We start from the raw sequence: 17,764 nt of genomic DNA, 5'->3' as shown, positions 1-17,764 counted from the left end.
GGAGCCATACCTCGCCACCGGACGTCAGCATTCCTGACCATCACATAGTTTGGGGAACTCAACTGCGCGCAATATCGATCACCACCCCAGCGTACGCTGCCCATACCTTGTGGATACGGGCAGCATGCAGCAGGTCAGGCCGCCTCGTAGCCGCCAATCGCCTTCACTTCCAGGAAATCGTGGATACCGAAATCGGCATATTCGCGGCCGTTGCCCGATTGCTTGTAACCGCCGAAGGGGGCATAGGCGTCCCAGGCCGGATAGTTGATCTTTACCTGGCCGGCGCGCAATTGCCGGGCCACGTCACGGGCGTGGTCTAGGTTGCCCGATTGCACATAGGCGGCAAGGCCATAGACCGTGTCATTGGCGATTTCGATGGCCTGTTCCTCGCTCTGATAGGGCAGGATCGCGAGCACCGGGCCGAAGATCTCCTCGCGCGCGATGGTCATGTCGTTGCTGACATTGCCGAACACGGTCGGGCGCACGTAGTAGCCGCGGTTGAGCCCCTCCGGCCGGCCCGGACCGCCGGCGACGAGGGTTGCACCTTCCCGGATCCCGGTCTCGATCAGGCCTTGGATCTTGTTGAACTGGATCTCGCTCACCACCGGGCCCAGCACGGTATCCTCGGCCTTGGGGTCGCCGACCTTGTGCGCCTCGGCCGCCTTGCGGGCGATCACCAGCGCCTCGTCATGGCGGGCGGCGGGGACCAGCATGCGGGTCGGCGCATTGCAGGACTGGCCGCTATTGCCGAAACAGGCATAGACCCCCTTGGAGACGGCTGTAGCGAGGTCGGCATCGGGCAGGACAATATTGGGCGACTTGCCGCCCAGTTCCTGGGAAACGCGCTTCACCGTATCGGCCGCGGTCTTGGCGACGATGATCCCGGCCCGGGTCGAACCGGTGAAAGAGACCATGTCGACATCCTTGTGGCCGGCGATCACCTGGCCGACCGAGGGGCCGTCGCCATTCACCAGATTGAAGACACCGGCGGGAACACCCGCCGCATGCATCACCTCGGCGAAGATGATAGCGTTCAAGGGCGCCACCTCGGAGGGTTTGAGGACCATGGTGCAGCCGGCGGCGATGGCCGGCGCCACCTTCGCCGCGATCTGGTTCAAAGGCCAGTTCCAGGGCGTGATCAGGCCGACGACGCCCACGGGCTCGCGCAGGATGCGGGTCTTGCCGCGGCTCTCCTCGAGTTCCATCCCTTCCAGCGATTTCAGCGTCGCCTCGAGATGGGCCTTGCCGATGGCGGCCTGGGAATTGCGCGCGAGGGAGATCGGCGCCCCCATTTCGGCCGAAACCGCCTGGGCAATGTCCTCGAGCCGCGCTTCATAGGCGTCGAGGATGCGTTTCAGCAGCGCCACCCGCTCGGCCTTGCTGGTGCGGGAAAAGGCGGGGAAGGCTGCCTTGGCTGCCGCCACCGCCTTGTCCACATCGGCCGCACTGCCCATGGAAATCCGGGCAAAGGCCTCCTCGGTCGCCGGATTGATGACATCCAGCGTCGCCGGCCGCACCGGGTCGACCCAGCTGCCATTGATGTAGAATTTGAGCGCGTTCTGCATAGCGGGGAACCTTCTGAAGTGGCCGCCAGGCGGCCCGGGATGGGCGGATTTCTAGCCCAGCCGCTGCCCAAGGTCACCCCCCGTTCCAGCATTGATTCAGGTCAAAATCACCCGGCCGGCTTGTGGGTAGGATTGCTGGAACGGGAGGTACAGCGTGTCCTTCAATACGTCCATACCAGTCGGCCGTTCCGGCAGCGCGACAGATGCCATGTCCAGGCCACGACGGGCGGGAGTGGTATCGCGGTCCGCGCCCACCACCCCCCTGTCCGGTTTCGACCGGGCCCGGCTGCGGCAATCTCCCGTCCTCTCCGGCCTGCCAGCCGACATTTTCGAACAGCTTCTGGCCGAATGCCGCATTCTGGTCTTGGGACGGGATGCGCCGCTCTTCGAACAGGGCGAGCCGGCCGAGGATCTGCAGATCGTGCTCGAGGGCCGCATTGCGCTCATCGGCAGGACGCCCGACCGACGCACCTGTATCCTGGCCCTGATCGGTCCCGCGGAAGGGATGGTCGATCCGGCAGCGCTGATCCGCGGGCCGCATGCAATCGGCGCACGCACGGTGGAGGCCAGCCGCGTCGCCTGCCTGCCCGCCGCCCTGGCGCTGCAGGCGCTGGATTCCGGGTCGGCCTTTGGCCGCGGCGCCCTCGGTAGCCTGGCCCAGCATTGGCAGTTGTTCCTACGCCGCCTCGCCGACCAGAAGCTGCGCTCGGCGCCACAGCGGCTAGCCAGCTATCTCGCCGAATGCGCGGTCGATTCCGCCCGTCCTGGCGGAGCGCCGCAGCGGGAGAGCGGCCAGCCTCAGCCCGTGCGTTTCGTCCTGGCCGAGGACCGCCGCACACTCGCCAGCCATCTCGGCATGACGCCCGAGAATCTCTCCCGTGTCATCGGCCAGCTGCGCCAGCACGGGGTCGAGTTGAACGGTCGCGCCGTCACCATCGCCGATCTCGACGCCCTGCGTCATTTTGGTTGCGTCGCCACTGAACCCTGATCACTCTGTCGCCCGTCCCGGACCGCGATCGGCGGCATTGACGGCAGGCGGAGCAGGCGATGAGCGACAAAAGGATAGGGATCGACTGGCGGTCGGAATCCCTGGCGGCACAGGCCCTCGGCCGGATCGATGCCGGAACCGGCGCCATCTCGCCCCCGATCCACATGTCCAGCACCTTTCGCCGCAGCCCGGATTACGCGCCGGAGCGGACGTATATCCGTGACGAGAACCCGGCCTTCGACCAGGCCGAGGCCTTGCTCGCCGAACTTGAAGGCGGCGAAGCGGCGATGCTGTTCGCCTCCGGCATGGCGGCGGCCAGCGCCGTCTTCATGAGCCTCAAACCCGGCGACCACGTACTGGCACCGACTCTCATGTACTGGTCGCTGCGCAACTGGCTCACCGGCTACGCCCGCGAATGGGGCCTCGAGGTCGACCTCGTCGACATGACCGATCTCGCCGCGGTACGAGACGGGCTCAAGCCGGGAAGAACGCGCCTTGTCTGGATCGAGACGCCGGGCAACCCGCTGTGGTCGGTGACCGACATCGCCGCCGTGGCGGCACTTGCGCACGAGGCCGGCGCCAGGCTGGCGGTCGATTCCACCGTGGCAACGCCGGTTTTCACCCGGCCGCTTGCACTCGGCGCCGATCTCGTCATGCATTCGGCGACCAAATACCTCAACGGCCATTCCGATCTCTGCGCCGGCGCGCTGGTGACGCGCGCGGTGGATTCCGAATGGTCGCGCCTGCGCCTGGTGCGCGCCAGCCTGGGCGGCATCATTGGTTCGCTCGAGGCCTGGCTGCTGCTGCGTGGTATGCGGACGCTCTTTCCCCGCGTCCGCCAGCAGGCCGCCACGGCGCTTGACCTCGCGCAGCGCCTGGCCGCGCATCCCGCCGTCGCATCGGTCCTTTATCCGGGCCTGCCGGATTTCCCCGGCCATGCCGTCGCCGGCCGGCAGATGGCAGGCGGCTTCGGCGGCATGCTGTCGATCCGCGTCCGCGGCGGGCGCGACGCGGCGCTGGCTGTCGCCGCCAGCGTCTCGCTCTGGCAGCGCGCCACCTCGCTGGGTGGCACCGAAAGCCTGATCGAGCACCGAGCCAGCATCGAGGGGAAGGATAGTCCCGTGCCCGGCGACCTGCTGCGCCTGTCGGTCGGGCTGGAACATGCCGACGACCTTTACGTAGACCTCGACCGGGCCCTGCGCGGCATCTAGCGGCCGGCGCGTCTTACGCTGCCGGCAGGTCAAGCGCGGCGCGCAGCCCGCCCAGCGCGCTGATGTCAAGCTGCAGGCTGCCGCGATATAGCGCGGCGATTTCGCGCACGATGTCCAGCCCGATGCCGGAGCCGGGCATGCTTTCGTCGAGGCGGCGGCCGCGCGCGAGCGCTGCGTCACGTGCGGCACGGGCGATACCAGGGCCGTCATCCTCGACCACGATGTGCAGGCGGTCACCGACCCGGCTTGCGGAGATGGCAACCGTCGCCTTTGCCCATTTGCAGGCATTGTCGGCCAGATTGCCGATCATCTCGGCAAGGTCGTCGGCATCGCCGGCGAAGGTCAGATCAGGTGCAACTTCCGCCGATAGTGCCAAATTGCGTGCGCGGTAAATGACGCCGAGCGAAAACACCAGATCGTCGCAGGTCGCCTTGAGGATCGCGTGCATCGGTCCCGACCCGGTGGGGCCGACCGCGCGGATCCGCTTCAGAATGCGTTCCACCCGTCCGGTAACGGTTTCGACCTGCCGGCTGAGCAGGCGGCGTTGCGCCTCGGGCAATTGCGCGATTTCGTGTGAAATGACCGACAGGGGGTTCTTCAGCGCATGGGCGAGATTGCCGGCCTCGTTGCGCGCCCGCTGCAACAGGTCGCGATTGTGCTCGATGAGCGCATTCACCTCCTCGGCCATCGGTGCGATCTCTTCGGGAAAGGCCCCGGTCAACTGGCGCACGCGACCACTCCGGATCGAGGCGATCTGCCGGCGCATTTCCGAGAGCGGCCGCAGGCCAAAGCCAACCTGCAGGTAGATCGCAACAAGAAAAACGGCACCAAGGACGACGAAGGTTGCCAGGATATGGATGGCGAACTGGTTGAGGTCCCGGTCGATCTCGTCGCAGGGGGCCGCCACCAGAATGGTTACGGGCGAGACCGCTTCCGGCAGCGTCACGGGACTCGAGAGGATGCGCAGCTCGCGTTCCGCAGGACCCGGAATCTCGATGATGCCTGATGTGCTGCTGAGCAATGGCAGGGCGCCGGGGCCGAGCGGACCGGCAGACGGGGATTGTGCGACGATGGTCCCATCCCGTGCGATCTGCCAGTACCAGCCGCTGAGAGGCCGAGCAAATCTTGGATCAGCCGGCTGATAGCGCAGGGTCAGTTCGCCGTTGGCGCCGATCTCTACCGCGGACAACAATTCGCGCTGGAAGGCGATCAGTGCCGCATCCAGCTGCCGCTCGAGATGCGCGAGAAAGGCCCAGTGCAGAAGGACACCGGACAACACCAGCACCGGCATCGCCCACAATGCCGCCGCCGCCACCAGGCGCAACTTGAGCGAGCGCGGCACGGTGATGGGGCCGGGTACGGTCATAGGGTCAGCACATAACCCTGGCCGCGGCGCGTACTGATCACCTCGGTACCCAGCTTCTTGCGCAGGCGATTGATCAGCACCTCGACGACATTGCTGTCGCGATCGAAGCTCTGGTCGTAGATGTGCTCGGTGATTTCGGTCTTCGACACGATGGCGCCACGCTTCATGATCATGTAGGCCGCCAACCGGTATTCCAGTGGCGTCATAGGGACCGGCCGGCCGTCCTTGTAGACCATGCCCTGGGCCATATCGAGGGTCAGCGGGCCAACCGTGACCACGGCGCTCGCCACACCCTTGGCACGCCGTATTAGCGCCTCGAGCCTGGCCGCCACCTCCTCCATCTGGAAGGGCTTGGCGACGTAATCATCGGCGCCGCTCCGCAGGCCCCTCACCTTCTCGGTCCAGGCATCGCGCGCCGTCAGGATGAGAACGGGTGTTGCCACGCCCTCCTTGCGCCACCGTTCCAGCACCGACAGGCCGTCGAGTTGCGGCAGGCCGAGATCCAGCACGATTGCGTCATAGCTCTCGGTGGCGCCCAGATGGTACCCATCCTCGCCATCGGCAGCCTGGTCGACAGCATAGCCGGATGCGGCCAGCGCCACAGCCAGCTGGCGCCGCAGATCGCCGTCATCCTCGACCACTAGCAACCGCATGGCCGGCCAAGGTCAATCATCGTTGCCGCCCTCGCCACCTTCCCCACCGCCTCCGCCACCGTCACCACCTTCGCCTCCGCCGCCATCTCCACCGCCGTCGCCACCCTCTCCGCCGCCGCTATCGCCGCCGCCACCGTCACTGCCACTGTTGCCACCTTCGCCGCCGCCACCGTCACTGCCACTGTTGCCACCGCCGCTGTCACCACCTTCGCCACCGCCACCGTCGCCATCGCCACCGTCGCTGCCGGCGGCGGAACCTTCGCCGCCGGCAGTTGCTTCGCCCGGCTCCCTCGATCCGCCGCCGCGCTCGAGTCGTTCGAACAAGGCGGCAATGTCAGGATCTGTCGCCGGTCCCTCGACCCGTGTCAGGTCCAGATCGTGAATGTCGAAGTCGAGCACAGCGACATTGCCACGGCTGGTCAGGACGCGCACTTCATACACCCAGGCGCAGGTTCCACCCGAGGCGCGCTGCGCGATAGCAACAGCAAGGGGCTCGGCTGCGATCGAACTGGCGAGGGTGCCGTAGAGTGCCGCTGTGCCTGCAGCAGCCCCCGGCTGCCCGCTGCCGGCGCAGTCCGCAGCGCGCGCATTCTGGGCAAACCCCAGGGCACAGGCCATGACAGCCAGCGCAAGGCGCGGCCGCGCTGGCATAAATCCGGGACTGACGAAAAAGCGTAGCGGCACGTTCGGCATGGCCCTAGCAGACGGGAGGCAAGCTTAAGACAAGCTGAAAGGCCGGATAAGCGAAGATTCATCTTGTCGCGGTTATTTTTCCAGGCGCCGGCAACCGGTCCCCGCCGGCCACAGGGTTTCGGAAACGCAAGACGCAAGGAGACAAGAGAATGACCAAGACCACGAAAACGAGCCGGTCGGCCCGTCACGTATTGCTGGGCAGCGCCGCGGGGCTTTCGCTGGCTGGCGCTCTGGCGGCACTGCCGATCGATGCGGCTCAGTTGTTCATGGGCAAGCTGGAACCGGCCATTGCCCATGCCGATGGTGGCGAGGGCGGCGAAGGTGGCGGCGGTGGCGATGGTGGCGATGGTGGCGATGGTGGTGGCGAAGGCGGTGAAGGTGGCGGCAACAGTGACAGCGGCGGCGAAGGCGGCGAAAGCGGCAGCGACGACAGCGGCGGCGAGGGTGGTGAAAGCGGCAGTGACGATAGCGGTAGCGACGACAGCGGTGAGTCGGGCGAAAGCGGCGAGGCAGGTGGATCCGGAGAGTCCGGCGACGACGGCACGCCAGACCAGGGCAGCGGCGACGTGCCCGGCAGCGTCCCCCCGGTAATCCCGCCGCAACAGGGCGACGACGACGGCACACCCGACCAAGGCAGCGGCGACAACTGATATCCGGCGGGCCCGGCATCGGATCCGGGCCCGCCTCGCCTCTTCCGGCAAGGTCGCGTTATTTTTCCGCGACCACCCGCGCCAGTTCGCGGATCAGTTTCAGCCTTTCCTTGTCACCCGGCAATTGCTGCAGGCGGCGGTGCAGATCGAGATTGAGCGCCGACATCTCGTTGTGCCAGTCCCAGCCCTTCTTGAGCGCCTCGGCGCCGCTGTTGACGAGGCGGGCCGGCACCGACTCGTCCAGAAGCAGTGGTCCATCCGCCCGGTCGAGCTGGAACAGCTGGTCAAGCGAAGGCACGAAGATGCGTTCCGGCTCGACACCTTCCATGTCGCCGAGGCCGGCAGCGAGGCCGGCCAGGGCCTCAGGCTCGCCATGGGTCAGGAAGATGCCGCGATGCACCGGCAGGCGCTTGCGCGCCCAGGCCAGCAGGTCCGAGCGGTCGGCATGGCCGGAATAGATGTCGAGGCGGCGGATCCGCGCCTTAACCACCAGTTCCTCGCCCATGATGCGGACCCGATCCGCGCCATCCTCCAGCAGCCGTCCCAGCGTGCCGCGCGCCTGGAAGCCGGTCAGCATAACGGTCGCATCCGGACGCCAGATGTTGTGGCGCAGATGATGGCGGATGCGCCCCGCCTCGCACATGCCGGAGGCGGAGATGATGATGATGCCGCCATTGATGCGATTGAGCTGCTGCGACTGTTCCGCCGAGGCGGTGAAATGGATGTTCGGCGCGCGGAACGGGCTATCTCCGACCGGCTTCACGTCGAGGAGATGGGCATGGCGTTCGAAAACCTCGGTGGCGCGCGTGGCCAGGGGCGAATCTAGGTAGGTCGGCAGTGGCGGCAGCCTGCCGGTCGCCATCAGCGAGATGAGATCGGAGAGCAGCTCCTGCGACCGCTCGACCGCGAAGGCCGGGATGATGATGTTGCCACCGGCGGCGATGGCAGTGCGCATTTCGGCGAGCAGAACCTGCTGGCGTCCCGCATCATCCAGATTGTCGCGCTCGCGGTCGCCATAGGTCGATTCCATCACCAGGTAATCGACGCCACTTGGCGCGCGGGCGATTTCCTGCAGCGCCGGATTGGCCGGACCGATATCGCCGGAAAACAGGATCCTGAGCTGCGGCTGCGCCGGGTTGCCCGTCTCGACCTCCAGCTCGATCGAGGCCGATCCCAGGATATGCCCGGCATTCCACCAGCGCGCCCGCATCCCCGGCGCCACCTGGCGCCACTGATCATAGGGAATCCCCTTGACCTGCTTCAGCGTGCGCGCGGCGTCGATCTCGGTATAGATCGCCTCCACCTCGTCCTCGCCGAAGCGGCGGCGGCGGCGATTGAGCTGGTCCACCTCGCTCTCCTGGATCTGCGCGGAATCGGGCAGCATCCAGTCGAGCAGCTCGCCGGTGCCGATGGTCGCATGGATCGTGCCGCGATAGCCGGCCCGGACCAGCTTGGGCAGCAGGCCGGAATGGTCGATATGGGCGTGGGTCAGCAGAACCGCGTCGAGCTTGCGCGCATCGAACGGGAAAGGCTGGTAGTTGAGCTCCTTGATCGTCTTCGGCCCCTGGAACATGCCGCATTCGACCAGGATCCTGGCCTTGGGCGTCGCCAGCACGAACATCGAACCGGTGACGGTGCCGGCGGCACCATGGAACTGCAATGTGGTGGTCACGTCATACCCGCTCGGCGTTATTGTCCTCGTTGGGGCAATATAGCAGGCGTATGTAACTCCTCAGCAGCAATATCTGCTGCGGCAGAACCAGCGGCGCGCGCAGCACCTTCGACATGACGATGCCACCCTCGACCATGGTCGAGATCATGTCGGCGAGGTGATCGGGATCAATTTCCTCGCGCGGCAGGTAGCGCAGGTTGATGGCATCGATCATGGCGCGGAAGCGGATGCGCCAGGCCAGCACCGCCTGGCGGTTGAGATCGCGCAGGTCCTGGTCGAACAGGCGTTCGTTGTAGCAATAGGTGGCGACGAGGCAACCGGGATGCCCCTCCTTCAGGTCGGCCATCAACTCGGCCAGTAATTTCAGCCCCACCAGGAGGGTATGCAGCGGATCATCGGTGAGTTCGCGCGCGCGGCCGAAAACGTCGTCCAGGATTGTCTCGTCGCGCTGCAGGTGCCGCTCCAGCAGGCGCTGGGCCAGTTGGTTCTTGTCACGGAAATGATAGAAAAACCCGCTTTTGGTGATTCCCGCCTCGGCGATCAGTTCCTCGATCGAGGTGCCGGCAAAGCCCTTCTGCAGGATGGCGGCCTCGGCAATGTCCATCAGCCGCTCGCGCGTGGCTACTCCCTTGCCCATGGCATGACCTCCCGCCTTCTCCCGTTTCCACCTCGTCCGCTGCACCGCAGGTACTGTACCTGAGGTACGGTTTTGCCATCATCGCAGGGCATGGCGCAACCGCCTGTGAAGCGCTTCACAGCGGAAATGGCAGCCCAGCCGCACCTTTCCCGCATCGGCGCCGACCGCACCACGCGTTCACTAGAAGCATCCTGCCCGGCTCCGATAGACCAACGCCACCGGCGCCGACACCGGCGCCCTTCGTTAACGATTTTGGGAAGTGAATCTGATCATGAGCCAATACCGCAGCCTCCTGCCGCAGACCAAGGGCGGCATCTATCTCGCCGATGGCGGGCTCGAGACCACGCTGGTCTTCCACGAAGGCATCGACCTGCCCTGCTTCGCCTCGTTTCCTCTCCTTGACACGGAAAAGGGCCGTGCCGCCCTGCGCGGCTATTTCGCGCGCTATCTGAAGATCGCTGCCGAGAACGGTACGGGCTTCATCCTCGACACGGTGACCTGGCGCGCCAATGCCGATTGGGGCGCCAAGCTGGGCTATGACCCGACCGCGCTTGCCCGCATCAACCGCGATGCGGTCGCCTTTGCCGCGGATCTGCGCGACAATCTCGCCAATGCCGGCAAGCCGATCGTGCTCTGCGGCGTGATCGGCCCGCGCGGTGACGGCTATGTCGCCGGCGAAGCGATGTCGGCGGCACAGGCCGCCGCCTATCACAACCTCCAGGCCGAGGCCTTTGCCGACAGCCCGGCTGACATGATCGCCGCCATCACCATGACCAATGTGCCCGAAGCGATCGGCATCTCCCACGCCGCCAAGGCAGTCGGCATGCCGGTCGTGATCTCGTTCACGGTGGAGACCGATGGCCGGCTGCCGAGCGGCGTCAGCCTCGGCGAGGCGATCACCGCCACGGACAAGGCGACTGGGGCCTATCCGGCCTATTACATGATCAACTGTGCCCACCCCACCCATTTCGAGAAGGAACTGGTCAAGGCGGACTGGATCGGGCGTATCGGCGGCGTGCGGGCCAATGCCTCGGCCAAGAGCCATGCCGAGCTTGACGCCGCGACCGAGCTCGATCCCGGCAATCCGGTGGAACTGGCGGAGCAATACCGCGCGCTGCGCCTGCTGCTGCCCAATGCCAATGTACTGGGCGGGTGCTGCGGCACCGATCACCGCCATGTCGCGCATATCGGGCACGCCTGCGCGGCTTGAACGCCCCGCCGGCCGCCGCATTCAACCCCAAAGGTTGGATGCGGCGGCGGCTCAGGGCAGCAGCACGGCAGCACCCGTGACCGCCCCCGATCGCAGGCGATCGAGCGCCAGGCCGGCATCGCCGAGAGGATGGCGCTCGATGCTGGTTTCGATCCCGGCCTGTGGCACCAGGGCCAGGAATTCCAGTGCATCCTGCCGCGTCAGATTGGCGACCGAGCGGATCTGGCGCTCCTCCCACAGCAGGCGATAGGGAAACTGCGGGATATCGCTCATATGAATGCCGGCACAGACGACCATGCCGCCCGGCCGGGTTGCGGCCAGCGCCAGCGGCACGTGATCGCCAACCGGCGCGAACAGGATCGCGCAATCGAGCGCCACGGGCGGCGATTCGATCGCGGCACCCGTCCAGACGGCACCGAGGCGCCGGGCCAGATCGCGCGCCGCCTGATCCTCCGGCCGGGTGAAGGCGAAAACCTCGCGCCCCTGCCAGCGCAGAACCTGGGCGAGGATATGGGCGGCGGCGCCGAAACCATAAAGGCCGACGCGATGGCCCGGCCCGGCGAGGCGCAGCGCGCGATAGCCGATAAGCCCGGCGCAGAGCAGGGGCGCGGCATGCGCGGCATCGAGCGACGGATCGAGGGGAAAGCAATAGCGCGCATCGGCCAGCATCTCCTCGGCGTAGCCGCCGTCGATGGTGTAGCCGGTGAAGCGCGCGGCGCGGCACAGGTTCTCCCGACCGCCGCGACAATAGTCGCAAGCGCCGCAGGTCCAGCCGAGCCAGGGCACGCCGACCCGGTCGCCCGGCGCCAGCGTGGTAACGCCCGGCCCCAGTTCCGCAACGCGCCCGACAACCTCGTGTCCGGGAACGAGCGGCAGGCGTGGCGATGGCAGATCGCCGTCGACGACGTGGAGATCCGTGCGGCAGACGCCGCAGGCATCGATGGCAATACGGACCTGCCCCGGGCCGGGGGCGCCCAGGTTGATGGTGTCGGCACTCAGTCGCTCGCCGCAACGATGCAGGCGCATGGCGCGCATAGCCGTGACCGCTCCAGGATTGTCGGTTGCGGCCACCAGTATAGCAGCCGTGACCTGCTTCACAGCAGCGCGGCGATTGCGCGCACAAAATGAACCGCAGCCGGCCGACGACCGAACCGGCATGCAAGAGGAGAAGAGAGACATGCTGATGATGACCAGCCGAACCCGGCCGAATTCTGCCACAGGGGCGATCCAACTGCGGCCGGCGCGGCCGGAAGACGCGGAAGCGATCGCCCACCTCACCAATCTCGCGGGTGACGGGCTGCCGATGGCGCTGTGGCAAAGCCTCGCAGGTACCGGCGGCGACGCCATGGTGATCGGCAGCGCGCGAATCCGCCGCACTGGCGGCGCCTATTCCTTCACCCGCACCGAAATTGCGGAACTGGACGGCCGCGTCGCCGGCGCCATCATCGATTATCCGCTGGGGCTGGCGCCGGACCCGATCACGCCCGACACCCCATCCCTGGTAGTCCCGCTCAACGAACTCGAAAACCTCGTCTGCGGCAGCTGGTATGTGAACATCCTGGCGGTGCAGGCGGATTGCCGCCGCCGCGGTATCGGCCACGACCTGCTGGCCGCGGCCGAGATGCGCGCCAAGGCGGCCGGCAAGGAGGAAATCAGCCTCATCGTCTCGGACGCGAATGCCGCCGCCCGGGCGCTTTACCACCGCCACGGTTTTGTCATGAAAGCCGCCGCCCCCATGGTGAAGACCGGGTGGGACGGACCGGGCACCGACTGGCTGCTGCTGCACAAGTGGTTGTGAGCAAGGCCGGCGGTCCGGGTTCCCGCGGCCGCCCGCTGCCGCGGATTTTCTGCTACCTGCCTTTGTCTACTTGCGCCGGCCGGACCGAGTCGCCACATTCTGCCCCGCCCCGGGAGAAACCGGGGCGAGGCAGACGGGGAAAGCAGGACAGGAATGGCGGTGCCGGGGCAGGAATCCAACAAGTTGTTGCGTCGGACCGGATTCTGGCAGCGCCTGTCGCGCCTTCTGCGCTTTCGCCTCGCCATTCCCATGCTGCGCTCGCGCCACAGCCCGGAACATGCCGCGCGCGGCACCATGGTCGGCCTCGTCTGGGCGATGACTCCCAGTGTCGGCATCCAGATGCCCCTGGTCTTCGTCACCTGGATTATCGGCCGCCGCCTGTTCAATTGGGATTTCAGTCTGCTGCTCGGCCTCGCCTGGACCTGGGTCACCAATGCCTTCACCCTGGTGCCGACCTATTACCTCTTTTATCTCACCGGCCAGGTCATGCTGGGCCATTGGGGCGACCTGTCAGGTTACGAGAGGTTTGCCGCTACCTGGGGCGAGGCATTCAGCCCCGACCTCACCCTCTGGCAGCAGGTGGTCATCATGGGCCGGGTACTGCTGCTCGATTGGGGGGTGGCCATGTGGCTGGGTTCCATTCCCTGGGCCATTGTCAGCGGCTGGCTCGGCTATCGCTATAGCCTGAAATTCGTCCGCGCCCATCGCCATGCCCGGGCCGAGCGCATGGCTCGCCGCCACAGCCGGCACCAAGGCTGAACCCGCCGACCGGATCCGGTCGGTACGCTGGCCTAGTCGCCGTGCCGGGCTGTACCCGCCTTGATTTAACCAATTGCGCTGGCATAGCTTCAGCCCCCGACACCATTGGCCCGAACCGAGCGGGGGAAGATCATCATGGCCATCAGCAAGGCCGCCAAGACCACCAGGGGCGCAGCCGAATTCGACGCCTTCCTGAAGCGCCACCCCAAGACCCAGGAAGTGGATGTCTTCGTCCATGATTTGAATGGCTTCCTGCGCGGCAAGCGCTTTCCGGTGGCCGAGGCGAAAAAGATCTGGGAGAGCGGCGTCGAGATGCCGCGCTGCCTGCTCTTCCTCGACCCCACCGGCGACGATCTCGACCCTGGCGGCCGCTCCGAGCGCCTGGGCGATCCCGATGGCACGGCGCAGCCCATCCCGGGCCGCCTCGCCCCGGTTCCCTGGGCCGACCAGCCGACGGCGCAGGTGCTCCTGCAGATGCACGACCCGTTCCTTGATGGCGAGCCCAATGCCGGCAAGCCCTCGAAATTCTGCCCGCGCGCGGCTCTGGCCGGCACGCTGGCGAAACTGCAATCCCTCGGCGTCACGCCGGTGGTGGCGGTGGAGCTCGAGTTCTATCTGCTCGACACGAAGCGCGGGGAAGACGGCGTGCCACTGCCGCCCCGGAATCCGCTGACCGGCCTCACCGAGACCTCGAAGCAGCCCTATTCCATGGATGATCTCGACGCCTATGCGGGCTTCATCCGCCAGACGGCGGCCTATGCCACGGCACAGAACATCCCGGCCTCGGCGGCGATCACCGAATATTCGCCGGGCCAGTTCGAGATCAACCTGAAGCACGAGGCCGATGCAGTCGCCGCCTGCGACAACGCCGTGCTGCTGAAGCGCTGCATCAAAGGGAGCGCGCGGCAGATGGGCTATCAGGCGAGCTTCATGTCGAAACCCTTCCTCAACGCGGCCGGCAGCGGCATGCATGTGCATGTGAGCCTCATTGACAAGGCGGGCAAGAACCTCTTCGGCGAGACCGGCGAAAAGGGCGAGGCCCTGCTGCGCCACGCCATCGGCGGGCTGCAGGCCACCATGGCGGAATCGATGGCGATCTTCGGCGCCAATCCCAATGCCAGCCGCCGCTATGTGCCCGGGGCCAACGTGCCGATGAGCACCGAATGGGGCCGCAACAACCGCACCGTCGCCTTCCGCATTCCGGCGGGCGGGCCCAAGGCCCGGCGCATCGAGCACCGCGTCGCCGGCGCCGACGCCAATCCCTATCTCGTCATGGCGGCGATATTGGCCGGCATCGCCCATGGCCTGGAGAAACGCCTCGATCCCGGCAAGGAAGCCAAGACCGGCGATTTCGCCCGGCCCGCCGACCCGAAGATCCCGTTCAAATTCGCCCCCGCTCTGGAGCGCCTCGCCGAGGCCAAAATCCTGCCCCGCTATATCGAGAAGGAATGCCTCGATCTCTATGTCGATGCCAGGCGCGTCGAGATGGAGAAGTTCCAGGACACGATCAGCCGGCGGGAATACGAGTGGTATTTGTGAGGGGGGTATTCGAGCCGCTCTTGCCACGGCGCGCCTTCGGCCGCGGCCCGATCATGAGCGCCGGCCCTTGCGACTTGCCATCGGCCGGCGTGAAGGCAAAGGCGGCATAGCGCGGCGGCGTTTCCAGCGCGCCGGCCAGGGCTTGTTTTCCGATCGAACGGCGATGGGTCCACTTTTCTGGGTTGGGGACTGGCATGTCTCGCGTGAATCGCGGCCTGAACCCAAGGGCGCGGGAGAGTGGGCCCGGCTCCATCGGCAGAGATCGAGTCCAGTCATCCGGGTCCAGTTCGGCGATGCCACGCGTCACCGGGTCATAGAGCGCTACGTTCTTGGTGCTTATGCGGCGCCAAAGGGCGTGCGCCCGCTTGGCGAATGCCATAGTCTCGGCATCATTGTGGTCGTAGAGTGCGAAGAACTCGCTTTCCACTGTATCAAGCACCTCGAAATCAGGGTAGGAGTCCGGCGCCATTCTGCTGCGGCTATCCAGATCCAGGCGCGGGTTACCCTTGGATGCGCGCGGATCGGAGTAACCACGCGACCTAAAGTGAAAGGAGAACCAGCGCCCTACGTCCCGGTACTGCAAAGCCAGGTCGAACGCATCATCCGGAAACTCCCTGCCGGCGATCAAGCGCTCCGGATCGCCAGAAGCCAATTCCTCCGGCCAGGGCCAGCGCACGAAAATATCCGGGCGATTGAAGTTGGGTCCGTTATAGGCAGGTCGTTCCACCTCGACAACCAACGCCGCCTTGACGGCTTCTTTCAATGACGAAAAGAGCCGAACCGGTACATTGGTGGCAAACTTGTCCGGTGTCGGTGTTCCGCTTTTGTAGTTGGCAAAGAAGTAAACAAGGTCTGGAAACTCCCGCCATAACAGATCGGAATATGCAGCGACGTCATCAAGGTTGATGAAAGCGCCACTTCGCAACCGGCGCACTCGCGCCCTGGGTTCATCCCTCAACAGCATCTGGACTTCATCCAGATGCTGCAAGCCCTTGTCCAACAGGCGAAGGGCTTCTCCGATATGTTGGCGGCGGCGGTTCATATCACATTTCCATTTTATACGTTTACTTCTTGTCGTCGTTTGCAGCGCCCTTTGATGCTCTTCTCATATGGTTTTCAATTCGCACTTTAATCAGAAAGGGCCGTTTACAATTGATCATACTGGCGACGAACTTATCAATATTTCGGAGGTACTCCTCCATAGACTGCTTTGGCCTTCGTTTTGGGAAATATCCAACACCCGCGGCTTCGATTGCGAGGTTACCTTCTCTCATGGCGCGCGCGATGTTTGGAATCAGTTTCCAGATTTGTTTCACTTCGTTCGGCTTCAGCGTGAAACCATCTGCATATGTGGAACTTTGATTGACGAAGACACCCAACGGGCGACCGTTGACAGTGAAGGGTAGAAACCCATCCGCATAACTTCCTCCGGCAACCGTACCTCGGTCACTGTGTATAAATCTTTCCTTTGTACCGTAATAGATTTCTCCCGTAATACTGCCGCCACATGCCTTGATCGCCTCGGACAATTTTTTCATTGTCTCAGCGATAAGTTTCCTGTTTTCACTGCTGCCGGGGCGACCTCCGGATTTCTCCGGAAGATCTTGCGCTATTGCCCGAGCAGCTTGGGAAAAAACGTCGGCAACATCGGATCCAGGCAAGGTAAATGGCTGAATGATTCCAAAGTATAGCTTTGCTTCAGGCTCCCCTCCGGGGCTTTCCTGGCCTTCTGACCAACGCTGTGCCGGGGCGAAGACGACCTGTGCAGCGGCGTCGTCAATCTGCGCAATTTCAACGGCACTGGGCGGTCGATGGTAGCTGGTGAGGAAGTCTCTTTGCGCCACCACCGAGAGCTTTTCCACTTCGGCGGTCATGCTGCGAAAGACCGCTTCCGGGTCGGTCGGAAGCAATCGCGACCACTCGTCCTTCATATCCTCCATATAAGAGAAGCGACCTTCGTCGCTGGCGGCATGGACGGCAAACTCGGCCGGCGCGGGAGCCTCGCCACCATTGCGGCGCCAGTTGAAAAGCCGGTTGGCGATGTTGAACTCAAGTTCTGGCTCTGCCACACCCCCGGATCGAGCACCGCGAGTTCCGGTCGCCTCGATTTGAGGCGCGGGAGAGAGAGCGGCTGCCTCTGTCGGAGCCATGGTTGAGGATCTGCCTTGGCCGGAGTGCTGGTTTTCATTGGCTGCCCGACGACGATTGTCATTGGCCGGCACACCGATCAATTCCTCGACGAACATGCGGCGTCCCTTGAAATCAGGCGCCGGCTTGGCTGGCGGGAGAAATTTCGGCTCAGGCAAGAATCCCTTCGGCAAGCTACCGGGGGTCAACTTGCCGCTGTTCGCCACGAGCACCGGGGAGGATTGCGAAGCCTTGTCCGACGGGAGGCTCCAGGCCTTAGAAACCTCGGCTGGATCGAGGTTGAGTTGCCCGAAGCCGCCAAGCAGCTCACGTTTCGGTTCCGGCAAGGCCCCCATGTCGCGCGCCTTGGTGGCGAAGACTGCCTTGCTTTCCGACCCGTGTGTCGCCAGAGCGATTGCTTCATCTTCACCTGGATGCGGCGCTTCCTGATCATAAGTGCCGAGTTCGGCCCAGGTGACTCCGGAATTGGCGAGTTCCGCAAAGGCGCGCCGGCGAATCCGTGCGACTTCAGGCGCTTCGCGCTGTTCCGGCCCAATCGGGCGATGGCGACCGTCGGGGCCCCGAAAATACTTTCCTTCGACCAGCTCGGGCATGACCTCGAACGCCGCCTCCGTCTGGTCATCGACCGGGTGTTGGTTCTGCCATCCCTGTGCGTTGACGGATTGTCGGTAGGCAGAACGCCGCCAAAGCGCTTCATCTTCTTCCGAGTTGAATTGGAAGCCATCGTTCCCCCATTGTCCCCATCGAGTGCCTGGGTTCGCTGTACGGCGTGGCTGGGCCGGAATGGGTGCGGAGCCTGTGGGGTGACGTGTGTCGGACATTGAGAGTCACTTGTGATATTATGCTTTTAGCATAATATGAAGAAGGCTTGTTGT

At 65.0% G+C, this 17,764-nt stretch carries 16 protein-coding genes; 7 read left to right on the top strand and 9 right to left on the bottom strand.

Going from position 1 to position 17,764, the window contains the following annotated elements; all coding sequences use genetic code 11:
* Positions 1 to 134: 134 nt before the first annotated feature.
* Positions 135 to 1,565, bottom strand: a complete 1,431-nt coding sequence (locus A8950_RS07285; protein ID WP_133612971.1) for an aldehyde dehydrogenase family protein — start codon at positions 1,563 to 1,565, stop codon at positions 135 to 137.
* 232 nt (positions 1,566 to 1,797) lie between these two features.
* On the opposite strand from A8950_RS07285, the gene A8950_RS07280 reads away from it, so the two are divergent.
* A complete protein-coding gene (locus A8950_RS07280) occupies positions 1,798 to 2,553 on the top strand; it encodes a helix-turn-helix domain-containing protein (protein WP_166645044.1) in 756 nt (251 codons plus the stop codon).
* Positions 2,554 to 2,612: 59 nt separating this feature from the next.
* Positions 2,613 to 3,764, top strand: a complete 1,152-nt coding sequence (locus A8950_RS07275) for a trans-sulfuration enzyme family protein (protein ID WP_133612969.1) — start codon at positions 2,613 to 2,615, stop codon at positions 3,762 to 3,764.
* A 13-nt stretch (positions 3,765 to 3,777) separates the two neighbouring features.
* On the opposite strand, the gene A8950_RS07270 is transcribed toward A8950_RS07275, so the two are convergent.
* The 3 genes from A8950_RS07270 to A8950_RS19635 are packed head-to-tail and all read right to left on the bottom strand — an operon-like array spanning position 3,778 to position 6,401.
* Positions 3,778 to 5,130, bottom strand: coding sequence for an ATP-binding protein (locus tag A8950_RS07270; RefSeq protein ID WP_133612968.1), 1,353 nt, complete (start codon positions 5,128 to 5,130; stop codon positions 3,778 to 3,780).
* Entirely contained in the window at positions 5,127 to 5,783 is a 657-nt protein-coding gene (locus A8950_RS07265; RefSeq protein WP_133612967.1) for a response regulator, read from the bottom strand. The genes A8950_RS07270 and A8950_RS07265 overlap by 4 nt, the downstream gene beginning before the upstream one ends.
* 12 nt (positions 5,784 to 5,795) lie before the next feature.
* The gene (locus A8950_RS19635) at positions 5,796 to 6,401 is read right to left on the bottom strand and encodes a hypothetical protein (protein ID WP_208109779.1); all 606 of its coding nucleotides are present in this window, start codon (positions 6,399 to 6,401) and stop codon (positions 5,796 to 5,798) included.
* Between the two features lie 224 nt (positions 6,402 to 6,625).
* Here A8950_RS19635 and A8950_RS07255 point away from each other — a divergent pair, with 224 nt between their 5' ends.
* Complete coding sequence (locus A8950_RS07255) at positions 6,626 to 7,126, top strand: hypothetical protein (protein WP_133612966.1); 501 nt, start codon at positions 6,626 to 6,628, stop codon at positions 7,124 to 7,126.
* A 58-nt stretch (positions 7,127 to 7,184) separates the two neighbouring features.
* Here the strand turns inward: A8950_RS07255 and A8950_RS07250 are convergent, their stop codons facing one another.
* Positions 7,185 to 8,798 carry an MBL fold metallo-hydrolase RNA specificity domain-containing protein gene (locus A8950_RS07250; RefSeq protein WP_208109778.1) on the bottom strand — a complete coding sequence of 538 codons (1,614 nt, stop codon included), beginning with the start codon at positions 8,796 to 8,798 and terminating at the stop codon, positions 7,185 to 7,187.
* A gap of 1 nt (position 8,799) precedes the next feature.
* Complete coding sequence (locus A8950_RS07245; RefSeq protein WP_133612965.1) at positions 8,800 to 9,435, bottom strand: TetR/AcrR family transcriptional regulator; 636 nt, start codon at positions 9,433 to 9,435, stop codon at positions 8,800 to 8,802.
* Between the two features lie 271 nt (positions 9,436 to 9,706).
* On the opposite strand from A8950_RS07245, the gene A8950_RS07240 reads away from it, so the two are divergent.
* Complete coding sequence (locus tag A8950_RS07240; RefSeq protein ID WP_133612964.1) at positions 9,707 to 10,645, top strand: homocysteine S-methyltransferase family protein; 939 nt, start codon at positions 9,707 to 9,709, stop codon at positions 10,643 to 10,645.
* A 51-nt stretch (positions 10,646 to 10,696) separates the two neighbouring features.
* Here A8950_RS07240 and A8950_RS07235 read toward each other — a convergent pair whose 3' ends face one another.
* Complete coding sequence (locus tag A8950_RS07235; protein ID WP_133612963.1) at positions 10,697 to 11,680, bottom strand: zinc-dependent alcohol dehydrogenase family protein; 984 nt, start codon at positions 11,678 to 11,680, stop codon at positions 10,697 to 10,699.
* 142 nt (positions 11,681 to 11,822) lie between these two features.
* Here A8950_RS07235 and A8950_RS07230 point away from each other — a divergent pair, with 142 nt between their 5' ends.
* The 3 genes from A8950_RS07230 (at position 11,823) to A8950_RS07220 (ending at position 14,741) form a co-directional block, all read left to right on the top strand.
* A complete protein-coding gene (locus A8950_RS07230; protein ID WP_166645043.1) occupies positions 11,823 to 12,443 on the top strand; it encodes a GNAT family N-acetyltransferase in 621 nt (206 codons plus the stop codon).
* 183 nt (positions 12,444 to 12,626) lie between these two features.
* Positions 12,627 to 13,202 carry a DUF2062 domain-containing protein gene (locus A8950_RS07225; protein ID WP_166645042.1) on the top strand — a complete coding sequence of 192 codons (576 nt, stop codon included), beginning with the start codon at positions 12,627 to 12,629 and terminating at the stop codon, positions 13,200 to 13,202.
* A gap of 135 nt (positions 13,203 to 13,337) precedes the next feature.
* Positions 13,338 to 14,741 (top strand): glutamine synthetase family protein, encoded by a 1,404-nt coding sequence (locus A8950_RS07220; protein WP_133612960.1) that lies wholly within the window; start codon positions 13,338 to 13,340, stop codon positions 14,739 to 14,741.
* On the opposite strand, the gene A8950_RS07215 is transcribed toward A8950_RS07220, so the two are convergent.
* Entirely contained in the window at positions 14,710 to 15,783 is a 1,074-nt protein-coding gene (locus A8950_RS07215; protein ID WP_133612959.1) for a hypothetical protein, read from the bottom strand. The two genes, A8950_RS07220 and A8950_RS07215, sit on opposite strands and share 32 nt — an antisense overlap.
* A gap of 22 nt (positions 15,784 to 15,805) precedes the next feature.
* A complete protein-coding gene (locus A8950_RS07210; protein ID WP_133612958.1) occupies positions 15,806 to 17,710 on the bottom strand; it encodes a hypothetical protein in 1,905 nt (634 codons plus the stop codon).
* Positions 17,711 to 17,764: the final 54 nt, after the last annotated feature.

The organism is Dongia mobilis, from assembly GCF_004363235.1.
In the GTDB taxonomy this organism is placed as follows: Bacteria; Pseudomonadota; Alphaproteobacteria; order Dongiales; family Dongiaceae; genus Dongia; species Dongia mobilis.
Note: the sequence above shows the minus strand (reverse complement) of the source record. Positions and strands in the feature narration are given on the sequence as shown.

Bases quoted from the DNA above. Each gene is read 5' to 3' on its own strand.
- A8950_RS07230 (WP_166645043.1), top strand. From the start codon at position 11,823: ATGCTGATGATGACCAGCCGAACCCGGCCGAATTCTGCCACAGGGGCG.
- A8950_RS07285 (WP_133612971.1), bottom strand. From the start codon at position 1,565: ATGCAGAACGCGCTCAAATTCTACATCAATGGCAGCTGGGTCGACCCG.
- A8950_RS07265 (WP_133612967.1), bottom strand. From the start codon at position 5,783: ATGCGGTTGCTAGTGGTCGAGGATGACGGCGATCTGCGGCGCCAGCTG.
- A8950_RS07210 (WP_133612958.1), bottom strand. From the start codon at position 17,710: ATGTCCGACACACGTCACCCCACAGGCTCCGCACCCATTCCGGCCCAG.
- A8950_RS07245 (WP_133612965.1), bottom strand. From the start codon at position 9,435: ATGGGCAAGGGAGTAGCCACGCGCGAGCGGCTGATGGACATTGCCGAG.
- A8950_RS07215 (WP_133612959.1), bottom strand. From the start codon at position 15,783: ATGAACCGCCGCCGCCAACATATCGGAGAAGCCCTTCGCCTGTTGGAC.
- A8950_RS19635 (WP_208109779.1), bottom strand. From the start codon at position 6,401: ATGGCCTGTGCCCTGGGGTTTGCCCAGAATGCGCGCGCTGCGGACTGC.
- A8950_RS07235 (WP_133612963.1), bottom strand. From the start codon at position 11,680: ATGCGCGCCATGCGCCTGCATCGTTGCGGCGAGCGACTGAGTGCCGAC.
- A8950_RS07240 (WP_133612964.1), top strand. From the start codon at position 9,707: ATGAGCCAATACCGCAGCCTCCTGCCGCAGACCAAGGGCGGCATCTAT.
- A8950_RS07275 (WP_133612969.1), top strand. From the start codon at position 2,613: ATGAGCGACAAAAGGATAGGGATCGACTGGCGGTCGGAATCCCTGGCG.
- A8950_RS07255 (WP_133612966.1), top strand. From the start codon at position 6,626: ATGACCAAGACCACGAAAACGAGCCGGTCGGCCCGTCACGTATTGCTG.
- A8950_RS07220 (WP_133612960.1), top strand. From the start codon at position 13,338: ATGGCCATCAGCAAGGCCGCCAAGACCACCAGGGGCGCAGCCGAATTC.
- A8950_RS07270 (WP_133612968.1), bottom strand. From the start codon at position 5,130: ATGACCGTACCCGGCCCCATCACCGTGCCGCGCTCGCTCAAGTTGCGC.